Origin of the sequence: Labilibaculum euxinicum, assembly GCF_963678175.1 — a bacterium.
Lineage (GTDB): Bacteria > Bacteroidota > Bacteroidia > Bacteroidales > Marinifilaceae > Labilibaculum > Labilibaculum euxinus.
In genome coordinates, this window is sequence record NZ_OY782756.1 from 2233660 (window position 1) to 2249185 (window position 15526).

General features: G+C 35.9%; 14 protein-coding genes. 9 read left to right on the plus strand and 5 right to left on the minus strand.

Translation table 11 applies throughout. The features are described from left to right. Positions 1-12 precede the first annotated feature (12 nt). On the minus strand, positions 13-1029 hold the full coding sequence (locus tag ACY0M5_RS09015; protein ID WP_461631532.1) for an endonuclease/exonuclease/phosphatase family protein: 1017 nt from the start codon (positions 1027-1029) through the stop codon (positions 13-15). A gap of 18 nt (positions 1030-1047) precedes the next feature. Continuing rightward, the gene (locus tag ACY0M5_RS09020; protein WP_101311770.1) at positions 1048-1632 is read right to left on the minus strand and encodes an HAD family hydrolase; all 585 of its coding nucleotides are present in this window, start codon (positions 1630-1632) and stop codon (positions 1048-1050) included. Between the two features lie 309 nt (positions 1633-1941). Between ACY0M5_RS09020 and ACY0M5_RS09025 the strand changes: the two genes are divergently transcribed. The 4 genes from ACY0M5_RS09025 (at position 1942) to ACY0M5_RS09040 (ending at position 7269) form a co-directional block, all read left to right on the plus strand. Beyond that, positions 1942-2307 carry a hypothetical protein gene (locus tag ACY0M5_RS09025; protein ID WP_124991851.1) on the plus strand — a complete coding sequence of 122 codons (366 nt, stop codon included), beginning with the start codon at positions 1942-1944 and terminating at the stop codon, positions 2305-2307. A 257-nt stretch (positions 2308-2564) separates the two neighbouring features. Then, positions 2565-4211 carry a hydroxylamine reductase gene (hcp, locus tag ACY0M5_RS09030; RefSeq protein ID WP_461631533.1) on the plus strand — a complete coding sequence of 549 codons (1647 nt, stop codon included), beginning with the start codon at positions 2565-2567 and terminating at the stop codon, positions 4209-4211. A gap of 225 nt (positions 4212-4436) precedes the next feature. Continuing rightward, the gene (locus tag ACY0M5_RS09035; RefSeq protein ID WP_461631534.1) at positions 4437-5942 is read left to right on the plus strand and encodes a PepSY-associated TM helix domain-containing protein; all 1506 of its coding nucleotides are present in this window, start codon (positions 4437-4439) and stop codon (positions 5940-5942) included. Between the two features lie 280 nt (positions 5943-6222). After that, positions 6223-7269, plus strand: coding sequence for a nucleoid-associated protein (locus ACY0M5_RS09040; protein ID WP_461631535.1), 1047 nt, complete (start codon positions 6223-6225; stop codon positions 7267-7269). 123 nt (positions 7270-7392) lie between these two features. Here ACY0M5_RS09040 and ACY0M5_RS09045 read toward each other — a convergent pair whose 3' ends face one another. Then, entirely contained in the window at positions 7393-8436 is a 1044-nt protein-coding gene (locus ACY0M5_RS09045; RefSeq protein WP_461631536.1) for a transglutaminase domain-containing protein, read from the minus strand. A gap of 146 nt (positions 8437-8582) precedes the next feature. Beyond that, positions 8583-9737, minus strand: coding sequence for a M14 family metallopeptidase (locus ACY0M5_RS09050; RefSeq protein ID WP_197092828.1), 1155 nt, complete (start codon positions 9735-9737; stop codon positions 8583-8585). Between the two features lie 195 nt (positions 9738-9932). Here ACY0M5_RS09050 and mltG point away from each other — a divergent pair, with 195 nt between their 5' ends. Continuing rightward, positions 9933-11003 carry an endolytic transglycosylase MltG gene (mltG, locus tag ACY0M5_RS09055; protein WP_461631537.1) on the plus strand — a complete coding sequence of 357 codons (1071 nt, stop codon included), beginning with the start codon at positions 9933-9935 and terminating at the stop codon, positions 11001-11003. Between the two features lie 94 nt (positions 11004-11097). On the opposite strand, the gene ACY0M5_RS09060 is transcribed toward mltG, so the two are convergent. Beyond that, positions 11098-11472, minus strand: a complete 375-nt coding sequence (locus ACY0M5_RS09060; protein ID WP_461631538.1) for a winged helix-turn-helix transcriptional regulator — start codon at positions 11470-11472, stop codon at positions 11098-11100. Between the two features lie 145 nt (positions 11473-11617). Between ACY0M5_RS09060 and ACY0M5_RS09065 the strand changes: the two genes are divergently transcribed. The 4 genes from ACY0M5_RS09065 to ACY0M5_RS09080 all read left to right on the plus strand — a co-directional run bounded on the left by ACY0M5_RS09065 (position 11618) and on the right by ACY0M5_RS09080 (position 15380). Beyond that, positions 11618-12487, plus strand: a complete 870-nt coding sequence (locus ACY0M5_RS09065) for an SDR family oxidoreductase (protein ID WP_461631539.1) — start codon at positions 11618-11620, stop codon at positions 12485-12487. Between the two features lie 338 nt (positions 12488-12825). After that, entirely contained in the window at positions 12826-13755 is a 930-nt protein-coding gene (locus ACY0M5_RS09070; protein ID WP_461631540.1) for a DMT family transporter, read from the plus strand. Positions 13756-13896: 141 nt separating this feature from the next. Next, on the plus strand, positions 13897-14370 hold the full coding sequence (locus ACY0M5_RS09075; protein WP_461631541.1) for an HIT family protein: 474 nt from the start codon (positions 13897-13899) through the stop codon (positions 14368-14370). Positions 14371-14486: 116 nt separating this feature from the next. Next, positions 14487-15380, plus strand: a complete 894-nt coding sequence (locus tag ACY0M5_RS09080; RefSeq protein ID WP_124991862.1) for a helix-turn-helix domain-containing protein — start codon at positions 14487-14489, stop codon at positions 15378-15380. The last annotated feature ends 146 nt before the right edge of the window (positions 15381-15526 follow it).

The window sequence follows — 15526 nt, forward strand, 5'->3', positions numbered from 1 at the left end:
TTTATTGTATTTTTAATTGCTTAGCTGAAAGTAAACAGGGAAGTGATCGCTGTAACCTCCAAAGTATTTAGGACCGGCGTAAGTGCGGTTGGGAACCAATATACCTTTTGGTGTTTTGTGGCAAATCCAGTCAGCATTAAAGATTTTGCCTGCCTGATGATTTGTGTGCAGCCCTTTTGTATTGCTGATAAGGCTGTTGGAAACAATTAGATTGTCAAGCATGTTCCAATCACCCTTGTAGTTGTAAGTGCCTTTTCCGTTTATCTTTAAATCGTACATTAGATTGTAAAGAGCTTCAGGATTTGATGTATCCTTATTGTTGGTAGCGGCTAAAATCTCTTCAGCAGATTTGTTGTTGGGTTCATCATTAAAATCTCCCATGATAATGATTTTCGCATCGGGATTTTTTTCCTGCAATTTATCAACGGCAATTTTTAATTGCTCAGCCACAAATACGCGATTTTTCTCCGATTTTTCTGCTCCTCCTATTCTTGATGGCCAATGATTAACAAATACGTGTAATGTATCATTAGAACCTAAAATACCCTCAACATGAAGAATGTCGCGTGTTTTGTAGTTTGGTTCATCTGGAAAATGAATTCCAATTATGTCATGACTTAGGTATTTGAATTTGTTTTTTTGATACAGAAGTGCACAATCAATTCCTCTTCGATCCGGACTTTCGGTGTGGGCGATGCCATAATCCGCAGATTTTAATTTTTCCTGACTTATTAATGCTTCCAGTACAGATCGGTTTTCTACTTCACAAAGTCCGATAATAGCAGGGAAATTATTTTTATCGATAGAAGATAATACACTGGAAATATTTATCAATTTTTTCTGATATCGTTCGGCAGTGTATTCTAATTTTCCTTCAGGAGTAAAATCGTCATCCCGAGTATTTGGATCGTTAAGAGTGTCAAATAAATTTTCGACATTATAAAATGCAATTGTATACTCTTTTTTTTCCTGAGAACAGGAAAAGGCGATGAGAGCCACCATAAGAACAAACAGTAATTTTTTTAACATGAAATAGTTTTATTGATTCTAATAAAAAGGAGTGACATCGGTTACTCTCATGCCTGCAGCTTCAGCGGCCCGAAAGCCTAAGCTTGCATCTTCAAACACTTGGCAATTTTCAGGGGAAATCCCCATTAGTTCAGCACATTTTAAAAATGTATCCGGTTCCGGCTTGTGATTTTCTACATCATCAGCACTTACCAGAATAGAAATGTACTTATCTAAACCTAAAAGTTGCATGGTTTCAGAGGCAATGTTGCGTTTCCCACCAGTTCCTACTGCCATTGGTATTTTACCATGATATTTGTATACCAAATCGGTAACGGCAGTAATTTCTTTGATTTTGTGCATCTCCTTCGCGAAAAATTCTTCTTTCATATCAGAGAATTTTTGTGGATCAATAGTACGGTTGTTTTTCTCGTTTAGTAAATCAATAATTTTAGAAGAAGGCATTCCTGCACAACTTTTTAAAAAATCAACACTAAATTCCAAGTTCATGATTTTGGCTGTTTTTACCCATGCTTCATAATGTAAAGGCATGGTGTCAGCCAAGGTTCCATCTAAATCAAAAATAAATGCTTTAGTACTTGGGAATATATCTATTTTTTTCATGGTCTTTGTTTTTGTCTTTCTATTCGTAAGTTTATTGTTGCAATCCTATTATTTACCTGTGTAAGATTACATTAAAATGATTAGAAAGGGATGCCTAAATTATTAAATAATTTTTAATTAATTGCACTGAATTTTCTTTAATTGCAGATTCTTAGAATGCCGTTTTATGATCTGAATAACAGCTTATTAAATTGTGTCTTACTTGGATGTTTCGTTAAAAATATTTAAATTTCCATTGTTTTAACAACTTTTTATTTAATCAGCCGTTATTATAGCTGTTTGATTGAAGTGAAAATTAAAAATCAGTATATGAAGATTGTAGCTGGAAGTTTGATTCTACTATTTGTGATGATGAGTGTTTCTGTGAGTGCCAAAAACAATTCTTTGGCTGAAAAAAGAGCAAATCTAATTACATCCTGGATGGAGAAGAAGTTGGATTTGTCTGTGGAACAGATTACGCAGATTGAGGTTTTAAATTTGAAGTATGAAAAAGAAATTGAAAAGCTGACTATGGAGAAGGATGGATTTCCTTGTATGCAGGCAGTTCGTGATAGTTTGAAACGCAAAGAAGTAGAAATGAAAGATGTTCTGTCTGATAAACAGTTGGCAAGTTACATTGAATGTAAGTGTGAGCTGAAGGAAGAACTCAAACGGAATTGCAAAGATTTGATGTAAAAATAAATTTAAAATATAGGATCCCAATCGATTTAGGTTGGGATTTTTTTTGTCCAAATTCAGCAATGGGGATAAAGAGATGAAAAAATCCGAATTATTTACGTGTTTGTAACATCCGTTACACTTTTTGCGATCATCCTGTTGCATCTTTGTGGTATCGAAAGAGTAAATCGGATTTTTTTCAGAAATTATTTCGTTTGTTCTTTCTCAATTTTGTTACTGGAATAATCAAATTTATAACATTAAAAAATATTATTATGGCTATGTTTTGTTATCAGTGCCAAGAGGCAGCAAAAGGGACCGGATGTACAATTAAAGGTGTTTGTGGAAAAACCGATGAGGTTGCAAACATTCAGGATTTACTGATGTATGTGATGAAAGGAATCTCCGTTTTCAGTACCAAAGCCCGTGAAGCTGGTGTTGAGAATGATAAAGTGAACAACTTCATTATGACAGGTTTGTTTATGACTATTACTAACGCCAATTTTGATAAAGTAAAATTTGTAGCGGCTGTTCGTGAAGGCCTTAAGTTGCGTGAAGAAATTAAAAATCAGGCTGAAGCAGCAGGTGTTACTTTTGAAAACTTTCATCATTCCGCAACATGGTTTGCTGATAAAGAGAATGATTTTGACGCAAAAGCCCGTGTTATTGGTGTTTTGTCTACTGAAAACGAAGATCTTCGTTCATTAAGAGAATTGTTATTGTATGGTTTGAAAGGTTTTGCGGCTTACGTTGAGCATGCTTACAATTTAGGTCTTGAAAAAGTGGAAATGTATGCTTTTATGCAGAAAGCTTTGCAGGCTACTACTGATGATACATTGACCGCTGATCAATTGGTTGCTTTGGTTATGGAATGTGGAGCTAATGGTGTAACTGCTATGGCAACTCTTGATGAAGCAAACACATCTGCTTATGGCAATCCTGAAATTACTGAAGTGAATATTGGTGTAAGCGACAAGCCAGGTATCCTTATTTCAGGTCATGATTTGAAAGATATGGAAGAATTGTTGAAGCAAACTGAAGGAACTGGTGTTGATGTTTACACTCACTCTGAGATGTTGCCTGCCAATTACTACCCAGCATTCAAAAAATATGAGCACTTTGTAGGTAACTACGGAAATGCATGGTGGAAGCAGAATGAAGAGTTCGAAACATTTAACGGACCTATTTTGTTTACAACCAACTGTATTGTTCCTCCAACTGCAAAATCTACTTACCAGGATAAAGTATATACTACAGGAGCTTCTGGTTTCCCAGGATTCAAGCACATTACTGCTGGCGAAAATGGAAAGAAAGATTTCTCTGAAATTATTGAAGTAGCCAAGAATTGTGCTGCTCCAACTGAAATTGAGAACGGAACTATCGTAGGGGGTTTTGCTCACAATCAAGTAATGCAATTGGCTGATAAGGTTGTTGATGCTGTGAAAACCGGAGCTATTCGTAAGTTCTTTGTAATGGCTGGTTGTGATGGTCGTATGAAAGGTCGTGATTACTATACTGAATTTGCTGCTGCTTTACCAAAGGATACAGTAATTCTAACAGCTGGTTGTGCTAAGTATCGTTACAACAAATTAGAGTTGGGTGATATCGGAGGAATACCAAGAGTATTAGATGCAGGTCAGTGTAACGATTCATATTCGTTAGCAGTTATTGCATTGAAATTGAAAGAAGTGTTTGAACTTAACGATATCAATGATCTACCAATTGCTTACAATATTGCATGGTATGAGCAAAAAGCAGTTATTGTATTGTTAGCGCTTTTATCTTTGGGTGTTAAGAATATTCATTTAGGACCAACATTGCCGGCTTTCCTTTCTCCAAATGTTGCTAAAGTGTTGATTGATACTTTCGGAATTGCAGGAATTGGGTCTGTTGACGAAGACATGAAAATGTTTTTAAATTAAGAATAAAATTGAGGTTTTAAAAAGCGTTTCTTGGGTGAAGAAAGACAGAGGAGATTTGTGAATGGAACGTTTTTTAGTGTTTGTTATATTATAGTTTGTTAGGGTGATTAGCTGCCTAATGTAGATGATTTAAACTCTGCATTAGGCAGTTTTTTGTTTGATTTTGTTACTATTTTAGGAGCAATTTATGTAATGTTATATGCAGTTATGGATCAAGCTAAAACAATGAAATTCTTAAAGAAGTACCATAAATGGCCTTCTTTGGCATTGACTTTCTTTATTTTATTATTCGCAATTTCTGGAATTGTGATGAATCACCGGGGAGTATTTTCTTCTGTTGATGTAGATCGAAAATATTTAGGCTGTGAATATCAGTATTCAAATTGGAATAAGGCTGCGGTGAAATCGGCTGTAACAATTCAAGGAGATACAGCATTAATTTACGGCAATATCGGAATCTGGAAAACTACCGATAATTTCAAAACATTTCAGGACTTTAATTCCGGTTTTACATCTGGCGTCGACAATAGGAAAATTGAGAAAGTGATTAAAACCAGTTGGGGAGCGCTTTATGCCGGAACATTGTTTGGACTTTTCTATTACAATCCGAAAAGTGAAAATTGGGAAAACATTGACTTGCCTGTTTCTGAGGAGAGAGTTGTTGATTTGATGGAAATTAATAATCAACTATTTGTTTTGACACGTTCTCACTTGTTGAAAAAAACAGAGATTGGTTTTGAGATTGTAAATTTGCTTCCAGATCAGAATTACGACAATAAGATCAGTTTGTTTAAAACATTGTGGGAAATTCATAGTGGTGAGGCTTTTGGTATAATTGGGCAGTTGTTTGTTGATTTTATAGGCTTGGTGTTCATTCTTCTGTGTGTTAGTGGTTTGGTGTATTTTATCTATCCCAAATGGATAAAGAAGTTAAAGCAGAAAAGTAAAGATGCTAAGAGGAAGATTAAATTTCTGAAATTTAATTTGAAATGGCACAATCACTTTGGATATTGGTTAGTAATTTTTCTTGTCTTAACTACTCTAACGGGGATGTTTTTGCGCCCGCCATTGTTGATTGCTATAGTTTCGAATCGGGTTCCTAAAATTTCATTTACGCATTTAGATAACCCCAATCCATGGTTTGATCAGCTGCGCAGAATCATGTATGATGAAGAATTGGATCGGATTCTTTTGGCAACCAATGAGAGTGTATATTATTCTGATGATGATTTTACTTCTGCTCCGAAAGTTTTTGCAGTACAGCCTCCCATTTCAGTAATGGGAGTGAATGTGTTCGAAAAGGTGAATGATGGGAGTTATCTGGTTGGATCGTTTAGTGGATTATTTTATTGGATTCCTGAAAAGGGATTAGTTTTCGATTTTTTCACTAAAAAACCATATGTTCCTGTGAAAACGATGGGGCCACCAATTTCTGCCCATCCAATTGCTGGATATTTGAAAGATTCAGAGGGAAAAGAAATTTTGATTGATTACAATTTGGGCTCAGGAAATTTAAGTGATCAATCCGGTTTTACCCCAATGCCTGAAAATATTCAGCAATCGCCCATGTCACTTTGGAATTTGTGTTTGGAAACTCATACCGGTAGAATTTACCAATATATTTTTGGCAGGTTCTATATTCTTTTTATTCCATTGGCAGGAATCAGTATTTTGTGGATTTTGATAATAGGATTTGTTTTGTATCGGAAGCAAAAGAAAAGAAGAAAATAATTTTTTTATCAGCTTAGTTGAATGTGGAGTCACTTCTTTTTTTTGGGCTGCAACCAAATGTATAGTTTAGGATTATTGTAAGTCTCAGTCCGCGAATTGTGAGTTGATTCAGGGTAAACCGTGAATTTCATCTTGCTTCCCAATTCTTTTAAGCGGTTAGCCATTCATATTTTAACGGGTTACTTTAGATAAATTTACTAATTGTAAATGATAAGTTAAAAGGAAATAATTATTTACTGAAAGTCTGTATCTTTATTGCCGGATTAAAAAAAGGAAAAGCATGTTCAACTTTGAAGATATAAATTTGGACCGTATTGTGGTTCACAATGTAGGAAATAAACATCACGATGAAGATTTGAAACTTTCTAAATCGGAAATTCAATTGGAAGATGATGATGTTAAGGATATCCTGCTAAAGTATTTTTTAACAGCCTTTAATAAGGAGGAATTCTATAATTTCCAGCATGATACCGATTTGAATATGAATGAAGTGTTTTGTTATGCTTCGGAGTATTTTGAGGAGAATGTTTCCTTTTACGATCAGTCAACCAATATCGCCGTTCATTTGTATGAAAAATCGAACCATCCGAATATAAAGGGGGGCGAATTTTATTTGGTGGGCTTCTCGAATTGCGTGGTTGATGGAGAAGTTTGCGATGCGTTGGGTATTTTTAAATCAGAAAATAAAGACACTTTTTTAAAGGTGTACCAAAAGCAGGATAATTTTGAGTTGGGATGTGAAAACGGAATCAATATCAAGAAATTGGACAAAGGCTGCTTAATTTTCAACTCCGAAAAGGAAAAAGGATTCAAAGTTTGTATTGTTGATAAAACCAATTCGAACAAAGAGGCTTTGTACTGGAAAGAGGACTTTTTGAATTTGAAACTTCGCGAAGATAATTTCTATCATACCCAAAATTATTTGGATATGTGTAAAGGTTTTATTGGTGATGTGTACAACGACGAGAATGAAGTTGCCAAAGCAGATCAGATTGATTTAATGAACAAGTCAATCAAATTTTTTAAGGATAAAAAGCTGTTCAACGAGGAATTATTTAAAAAGGAAGTGATTGAACAGCCTGAGGTGGCCACAGCTTTTGATGAGTACAAAACCTATTATCAAAACGAACAGGGAACAACTGTTACACCAGAATTCACAATTAATAATGACGCTGTAAAAGGAGAGCAAAAGCACTTTAAGCACATATTAAAGCTGGATAAAAACTTTCATGTTTACATTCACGGGCAACGAAAATTTATAGAAAAGGGATACGATGCAGCTCGTGATTTAAGTTACTACAAACTGTTTTTCAGAGACGAGAATTAGGCATGACCTGACAGCGTTTTTTAACCTGACAGTGTCTGCATATTTATTTGGATTATTAAGAAGCTTTCTCAATTATGGGGAGGCTTTTTTCATTTTCTGGGAGCTTTACCCTTGTACCATCTTTCACTTTATACTCACTTTATATCCCAGTACCGGCTGGTTTTCAAAATAAATGATCAACTCATCATCGCCTTTCTTGTTTGTTGGTACAGAAAAGTTAACGATGTTCTTTTTTAGAATAGGTTTTACGAGTTGGCCAAATTTTTCACTTTTAAAATGATAAGCAATCGGAATGCCACTTGGAACATTTGCAATTGAAAAGGCAATCTCATTTCCTTTTCGGATTGATATTAATCCATTTTCCGGATTGATTATTTGGTAGCCTTTGCCGGTGAATTCATTAAAAATGGCGGGCTGAAGGGCAAATTCTTCCCGGGTAAATTCTTTATTCAGCAGTAACCATTCCTGATTGTCAGGGTAATGTTTCATGGCAAATTCCTTTGGATCGTTATCGAAATAAGCAGGAGTATATTCTTTTAGGAATTCCATTTTGGCGTAGTCAACAGAACCAGCCGCCCAGGTAATATCTGCAAGCTTCCATTTTCCATATATTTTTACAGCATTCCAGGCATGGTTCGAAGGCAACTTGTTGTTTCCTATCTCCGAAACAAATCGTTTTGCAGCGCCCGGTATTATTACACATTCTATGTTTAGTATGTGGCAGATTTCCTGAAAAAGCGTAGCGTATCCTTCACACAAGGCCTTGCGGCTCTTTATTGTTTCCAATGCCAGATCTCTTCTGAACTGATCTTTTTGTGTCTGCAAATCTTCGTCCGAAGTATACGAAAAGCGGATTTTATGAGTCTTGTTTACTCCTTTTGTTTTGTATTCAACATTCATGGCAATCCATGCAAAGGCAGCTCTGACTTTATCTTCATCCGTATTGAAATCAGTTTTTATTTTATCAGCCAATTCCTCATAAGAACTAAAATTTGCCGGGTATTTCGAAATGATTTCATCGACTTTGGTTTGAGTGAAACTTTCAAAATGAAGCAAGGTGAAAAATAGTACAAGTAGGAATTGATATCTAAAAGGAATCGCCATATGTCCGTTTATTTTTTGTTTTAAAGTAATCAGATAGAATGGGAAACGCAATTTCGATGCCATTATTTGGATTTATGGCAAAAAGATTAAATAGTAATTGTTTGATGAGGAATAGAAAAACCAGAATTTACTGCACAAAAAAGACCCACACTCACGGAAGCTTGAGCATGGGCCTTTCGAGTAATATACTTAGTAGTATATGCTTTTAATTATCTTAGGTGATTCACCACTTGATAGATTGGCTGAAGAACAGATTCTCCCAATAAAATACTCCTTTCGGGAGACCAACCATATTCAGGGTCTGGTAAATCATTATTGTCCTTGAATGGCATTTCAATTGTCAAAGATAAACATTTATATCTTTCTCCAATGTGTTTCGAGCAAATTGCTAAATTTCCAGTTCCAGGTTCGTTCTTTGGATAGCTGTGAGTGTCTTGAAAATCAGGGCATAAATCAATCCATGAACCAATGAATTTTTCCGTTAATTTTTTCAATCTTTCATCGAAGGAAGGGATGCCTTCTATCCCCGAAATAAAATTATAAGGCAAAGTTTCATCTCCGTGGATATCCAGATTTAAGTCACAGCCATACTCGTCCATTAAATTACGCACATGGAAAACTTCAGGACTGTTTTCAATCGAAGGTTCAGCCCATTCGCGGTTGTAGTTAAATCCTTTAGTGTTTACGCGTAAATTGCCAGCAATACTGCCATCAATATTCATGTTAGGCACCAAATAAAAAACAGCTTTATTTAGCAAACTTCTCGAAACCGGATCATCCTGATCCAAAAGGCGGTCAATTAAACCCTGCATAAACCATTCGGCCATGGGCTCGCCGGGATGCTGACGGGCAATTACCCAAATGCTTTTTTTCGTTTCGTCGGCTTCACCAACAATCAACATATCAATGTCTTTTCCTTCCACCGTTTTTCCAATCGAAACCAATTCACACTCCGGCGACATTTGTGCCTGATGAACTAAATTTAAATGCTGATCGTAGGTGTAAGGAGCAAAGTAAGCGTAATAAACCGAGTTATAAAGTGGCGTATGCTCAATAATCAACTCTTTGCCATCGTAATTCGATGGAACCCGAAACCAATTCTCACGATCGTAGGATGCCACAGTTTGGTAGCCTTCATATCCTTCCGGATAAGATGCTTTACCGGCATTTGTAATCCGCATTTTAACAGATTCTTCCATTGCGCCCATTAATCTGAAATGGAACCATTGAAAAAATTCAGAATTCGTATCGTTGGGGATGCTTAGCTGTATGTTTTGAGGATTGGCGGCATCAATAACTTCAATTTTACCGCCATCAAAATTCGATGAAATATTCATGTGTGTGTCGTTTTTTTTGTGATTCATTCAAAGGTAGATTTTTTGATTTTTACAGACAAGGAAACTGTTGAATTCTTATATTGCGATGCCGGAGTACTAATTCACGATTAGTAAACGTTTAAATAATCACAAATTCTTCTATTTTTGGAAGTCTGTTTATCAAGGAAATATTATTTCTTTATTTTTGCAGAGTAGTCCTGTATTTATTTTTAATTCAAACTAATGATCAATTTGTTTCGTCTGAAAGACAACCGTTCAAAAAAGTGGAAGTTTGTAGTGTTTGCTGTAATGCTTGTATTAGTTGTAACAGGATCGGTACTTTTTAAACTTTATCAGGATATTTTCTCAGCAAACATTAATTTGGGCGAAGAAGAAACCAGCTTACTGTACATACCCACCAATTCAAATCAGGCAGATGTTTTGCAAATTCTAAATGAAAAAGGCTGTCTAAAAAACAGCTCTTCCTTTCAGTGGGTTATGGAGAAGAAAAATTTCGCAAATCACATTCATCCGGGGCGTTACGAAATTAAAAATGGCATGAGCAATAATGAATTAATAAATTTATTGCGCTCAGGCATTCAAACGCCACTCAATCTTACTTTTAATAATACCCGCACTTTAGAAGATTTTGCGGGCAAAATAGCTGCTCAAATCGAGGCCGATTCAATTAGCATCCTATCGTTGTTAAAAGACGAATCTAAATTGCAGAAATACGGATTTTCACCTCATACCATTATAGGAATGTTTATCCCCAACACCTATCAGGTATATTGGAATTTAGATGCAGAAAATTTTATTGAGAGAATGCATACAGAGTATGGTAAGTTTTGGAATATTGAGCGCCTGCAAAAAGCTGAAAATATTGGTCTTTCACCTATTCAGGTGAGCACGCTGGCATCAATTGTCGATGAGGAAACCGTTAAAAACGATGAAAAGAAACGTGTTGCAGGTGTTTACATGAATCGCTTAAACCGTAAAATTAAATTGGATGCCGATCCAACTTTAAAGTTTGCTTTGGGCGATTTCACCATACGCAGGGTTCTTAACAAACACAAAACAATCGATTCTCCATACAACACCTATAAATATCGCGGACTACCTCCGGGACCAATTCGTCAGCCATCTATTTCCGGTATCGAAGCCGTTCTAAACTACGAAAAACACAAATACTACTACTTTTGTGCCAGTCCCGAATTCAATGGATATCACGTATTTGCCAAATCCTTGCGCGAACACAATCAAAATGCAAGTCGCTATCAAAGAGCGCTCAACCAAAGAGGCATCATGAAATAATTAGTACTTCTGCTTTTGTCGGTTTGTAATTTTCAGGCTTTTATTGAGAATACACTGTATGGCAAATGGCAGTGTATTCATAACGGATATCTGCTTACTTTTTAAATCTTTCTCTGGACCTTTTGATTGCCGGCATATTGGAAACCGCCCATTTCGTTAAATTATTCACATGGGGAACAAGAGATTTACCTAAGTCTGTAATTTCGTACTCAACTTTAGGAGGAATTTCCGGATAAATAGTTCGAAGAATAAATCCGTCAGCCTCTAATTTTCTTAATGTAACAGTCAGCATTTTTTGAGATATATCTGAACCAACTTCTTTATTGATTTCATTGAAGCGTAACTTCTGTTTTTCGCCTAAAATCAGTAATACAAGAATAGACCACTTATCACCAAAGCGATCTAAAACTGTTCTGACAGGACAATTTGTAATATCCCATTCACTTTTTTTAATTTTTTCCCCCATCATAGATCTTTGATTATCAACAATAGTTACCTTGAAGTTAGTTTAGAACAAGGATGTACCTTATTGGTCGTTGCTACAAACTAATATATCTTTGCTATACAAAAGTAAGTATAAAACTTTTATATAGTAAGTTTAAATAAAATATAAGATGGAAAAAATTTTAGTAACTGGCGCAACAGGACATTTGGGAAATATTGTAGTTGAAAATCTACTTAAAAAAGTTTCCGCCGGTCAAATTTCAATTTTAGTTCGGGATGAAGCCAAAGCACAGGCTTTAAAAGCAAAAGGTGTAACTGTTAATATCGGAAGTTACCAGGATATTCATTCATTAAATAATGCGATGAAGGGTATAGATAAAGTTTTGCTAATCTCATCAAGTGATTTTAATGATAGAATCGGTCAGCATAAAAATGTGGTTGATGCTGCTAAACAAGCAGGAGTGAAACATATCTTATATACAGGTGTTACATTGAAAGATATTGCAGCATCTCCTTTACAGCCATTGCTTCAGGATCATTTTCAAACAGAAGATTACATAAAAGCAAGCGGGCTTTCATTTACTTTTTTGCAAAATAGTCTGTATGCAGAGGTGATTCCAATGTTTGTAGGTGAAGATGTTTTGAAAACAGGTATTTTCTTTCCTGCAGGTGAGGGTAAAGTGCCTTTTGCTGTCAGAAAAGATCTGGGAGAAGCTATTGCAATTATTTTGGCAGGTGAAGGACACGAAAACAAAACCTATCACTTAACGGCATCAAAAACCTATTCATTTGCGGATATTGCTGCTGAACTTACCACATTGTCGGGTAAAAAAGTAAATTACACCAGTCCGGAAGATGATGCATTTGAAGATATGTTAAAGCAATTTGGTTTGCCCGAAGAAATTGTATTGATGTCCGTTTTGTTTGCCAAAGGAATTAAGAATAATGATTTTAATATGGCTGACGGTACTTTAGAGAGTATTTTGGGACGGGAACAAACGGATTTAAGAATGTTCCTTAAAGAAGCTTTCAATTTGTAATAGCACTGGCAGGTAAGTTTTTTGATTCATGAAAAATTAAAACCTCCTTCATTTTCTAAAAGCGGAAAGGAAGGGGGGGTGATTATTACAGCACTTAAGTTCACCAATCAAATTAAAACTGAACTTTTCGGACATCCTCTTTTTTTTGCTGACCGAATATTTCCGTTCCATAAACCGTGAATTCTATATCTGTAAATTCAGGATCAGTGGAAGAGGAATGCCGGAAGAGAAAGCTTTGCATAATTAAATGCAACCGGTTTGAAAAATAAGAGCTGCGTCTCACATTTTGTATCAAAGGATTTATTATCATTGCAACAAAGTAAATTGAATTGAGAGCAATGATTGGAATACAGACAAAAGGAACCATTATGGTACTTTTATCAGCAGTATTTTTCGGACTGCTGCCTTTTTTTGCCATTAAAACCTATGCCGAAGGTTTTGATGTGAGTAACCTGTTGTTGTACAGATTCAGTTTTGCATTTGTGCTGATTGGTTTGTTTTGTATCTACAAAAAGATTAGTATCCGAATCAATAAAAAACAATTTTTTCTGCTGCTGATTCTCGCATTTGTAGGAACCATGATGACCACCTACACACTTTTTTTATCCTATCAGTATATTTCGTCGGGATTGGCAAGCACACTTCATTTTGTGTACCCCATTATCACCATTGTTTTTGCAGGCATTATCTACAAAGAGAAGTTTACACTGAAAAAATTAACGGCTCTCTTCTTATCCATTATTGGCATTGCCTTGTTATCCTTAGGTGGTGGTGCAGCAATTAATGCAACAGGTGTTTTATGGGCTTTGGTGTCAGGTTTATTTTACGCCATCTATATTTTGTGCATGGACAATCCCGAATTAAGGAAAATTTCGCCCTACAGCGTTGCTTTTTGGATTTTTGGCATCTCTGCAATTTTGTTCTTTGGCAAATGCTTCTTCACAAATAATATTAATACAAATCCTGGTATTCTGTCCATATTTTATATCGTAAATCTTAGCTTTTGGTCTACTTTTTTGTCGGTTGTTTTATTCTATATGGGCATGAAACATACCGGTCCGGGGAATGCATCTCTTCTGTCAACACTTGAACCTCTTACCGGAGTTATGGTAGGAGTGTTTGTGTTTAATGATGTAATGGACTTAAAAAGTTCTTTGGCTATTCTTCTCATATTGACTTCTGTTTTTATGGTGATGCAAAACAATAAGAAACCAAACTACCGAATGCTTTTTATCAAATTAACTCCCCGCAGACTAAGGAGAGCTTAATGTTTTAATAGAAGAGCTATATCAGGTTAACATCAAAATTGATCCTGCAAAATGTTTCTTTTCAGCTATCTTCGTTAAAAAATGAAGGGAAACTCGGCTGTCCTTTATAACCGAGAATTATTCATTCATAAATTTTAAAATATGCACCATAAATGCCTTGTTTGTGAAAGAATTTCAAAAATTCTAAATCATGAAAACCCATACTTTGTGGCTGAATTGGAAACAGGTTATGTTGTTTTGGGCGATTTTCAATTCTTTAAGGGCTACGTTTTATTGCTTTGTAAACAACACAAAACTGAGCTGCATCAATTAGACGACGGGTTTAAGATGAAATTTTTAAAGGAAATGAGTGAAGTTGCCGAGGCTGTTCATCTGGCTTTTCAACCCAAAAAAATAAACTACGAAATGTTGGGAAATGCATATTCTCACCTGCACTGGCATATTATTCCCAGATACGAAGACGATCCCAACCCATTGAAACCGATTTGGACGATGGACAGCAAAATAATAAATGCAGAAGAAACCAGGCCAAACGATCAGGAGTTATCAGAACTAAAAGAAAAGCTGATGAATGCTCTGAAAACCACGGTTGGTTCCGATCGGTCGGTGATTTAAAACTTCAGTCGGAGACGGATTGCCACAAGCCTGATTACATCCTTTATAAATGATGAAAATAAAAAAAAGCGAAATTCATGCCCGTTTGTTTTGTTTGAATTTTGTAATTTGGCTTCATGGAAAAGAGAGAAGATTTAAACGAATTTTACAACAGAATAAAGTACAAGCCCGATCAGGAGCTGGTTTTAAGCAGGCCCCATATTAATGTTTTTGAACGGTCGGCCTGTACGGGACCGCTCACCTATTCAAGAAGAGATTACTATAAAATAACTTTGATATTGGGCGAAGGAAGGCTCGATTATGCAGATAAAAGCATTTACATAGACAGGCCTGCTTTATTGTTTTCGAATCCGTTGATTCCCTATAACTGGCAGAATATCTCCAAAGAGCAGACAGGATGGTTCTGTATTTTTAATGAATTCTTTGTAAAACAGCGGGATGAGCTGCTTACGGATCTTCCAATGTTTCAGCTGGGACACGATAAGGTTTATTTTCCTGATGAAAATGCCGTGAAGGAAATTGCTGATTTGTATCGGAAAATGATGGTGGAAAATGAAGGTTCGTACATTCACAAGCAGGATGTGCTTCGCAATTATCTTCATCTGATTGTTCATTATGCACTTAGGATGGAACCCGCAAAAAACTACGAGCAAACGCAGAATGCAGCCACCCGTATTACGTCACTGTTCATGGAATTGCTGGAGCGCCAGTTTCCTATTGATTCGATGCAGAATCAATTGAAACTAAAATCGGCGAATGATTATGCCTGTCAGCTTTCCGTGCACACCAACCATCTTAACAGAGCAGTAAAAGAGGTTACCGGGAAAACCACTACCGAACACATTGCAGGCCGTATTATTATCGAGGCAAGCGAATTGCTGGTTCATACCGATTGGCCTGTTGCCGAAATTGCCTATTGTCTGGGCTTTGAATATGCTGCTTATTTCAATAATTTTTTCAAAAAAGCAACCGGGATAACGCCAAAGGAAGCGAGATTGCAGATTGTTTGAATTTTATAATTTTTGGTTTGATTCCTCTTGTTTCCATTGAAACAGGATCATTAATTTTGTTGTGTAATTATTTGAACAATTGGTATGAAACATTCATGACATGCAATTGCGACACACAGGAGATGATTATATGGTAAGTTCTCCCG

Excerpts from the sequence above, each read along its gene's own strand:
- ACY0M5_RS09075 (WP_461631541.1), top strand. The coding sequence starts at position 13,897 with ATGCACCATAAATGCCTTGTTTGTGAAAGAATTTCAAAAATTCTAAAT.
- ACY0M5_RS09035 (WP_461631534.1), top strand. The coding sequence starts at position 4,437 with ATGAAATTCTTAAAGAAGTACCATAAATGGCCTTCTTTGGCATTGACT.
- ACY0M5_RS09020 (WP_101311770.1), bottom strand. The coding sequence starts at position 1,632 with ATGAAAAAAATAGATATATTCCCAAGTACTAAAGCATTTATTTTTGAT.
- ACY0M5_RS09050 (WP_197092828.1), bottom strand. The coding sequence starts at position 9,737 with ATGAATCACAAAAAAAACGACACACACATGAATATTTCATCGAATTTT.
- hcp (WP_461631533.1), top strand. The coding sequence starts at position 2,565 with ATGGCTATGTTTTGTTATCAGTGCCAAGAGGCAGCAAAAGGGACCGGA.
- ACY0M5_RS09070 (WP_461631540.1), top strand. The coding sequence starts at position 12,826 with ATGATTGGAATACAGACAAAAGGAACCATTATGGTACTTTTATCAGCA.
- ACY0M5_RS09025 (WP_124991851.1), top strand. The coding sequence starts at position 1,942 with ATGAAGATTGTAGCTGGAAGTTTGATTCTACTATTTGTGATGATGAGT.
- ACY0M5_RS09015 (WP_461631532.1), bottom strand. The coding sequence starts at position 1,029 with ATGTTAAAAAAATTACTGTTTGTTCTTATGGTGGCTCTCATCGCCTTT.
- ACY0M5_RS09045 (WP_461631536.1), bottom strand. The coding sequence starts at position 8,436 with ATGGCATCGAAATTGCGTTTCCCATTCTATCTGATTACTTTAAAACAA.
- ACY0M5_RS09040 (WP_461631535.1), top strand. The coding sequence starts at position 6,223 with ATGTTCAACTTTGAAGATATAAATTTGGACCGTATTGTGGTTCACAAT.
- mltG (WP_461631537.1), top strand. The coding sequence starts at position 9,933 with ATGATCAATTTGTTTCGTCTGAAAGACAACCGTTCAAAAAAGTGGAAG.
- ACY0M5_RS09060 (WP_461631538.1), bottom strand. The coding sequence starts at position 11,472 with ATGATGGGGGAAAAAATTAAAAAAAGTGAATGGGATATTACAAATTGT.
- ACY0M5_RS09080 (WP_124991862.1), top strand. The coding sequence starts at position 14,487 with ATGGAAAAGAGAGAAGATTTAAACGAATTTTACAACAGAATAAAGTAC.
- ACY0M5_RS09065 (WP_461631539.1), top strand. The coding sequence starts at position 11,618 with ATGGAAAAAATTTTAGTAACTGGCGCAACAGGACATTTGGGAAATATT.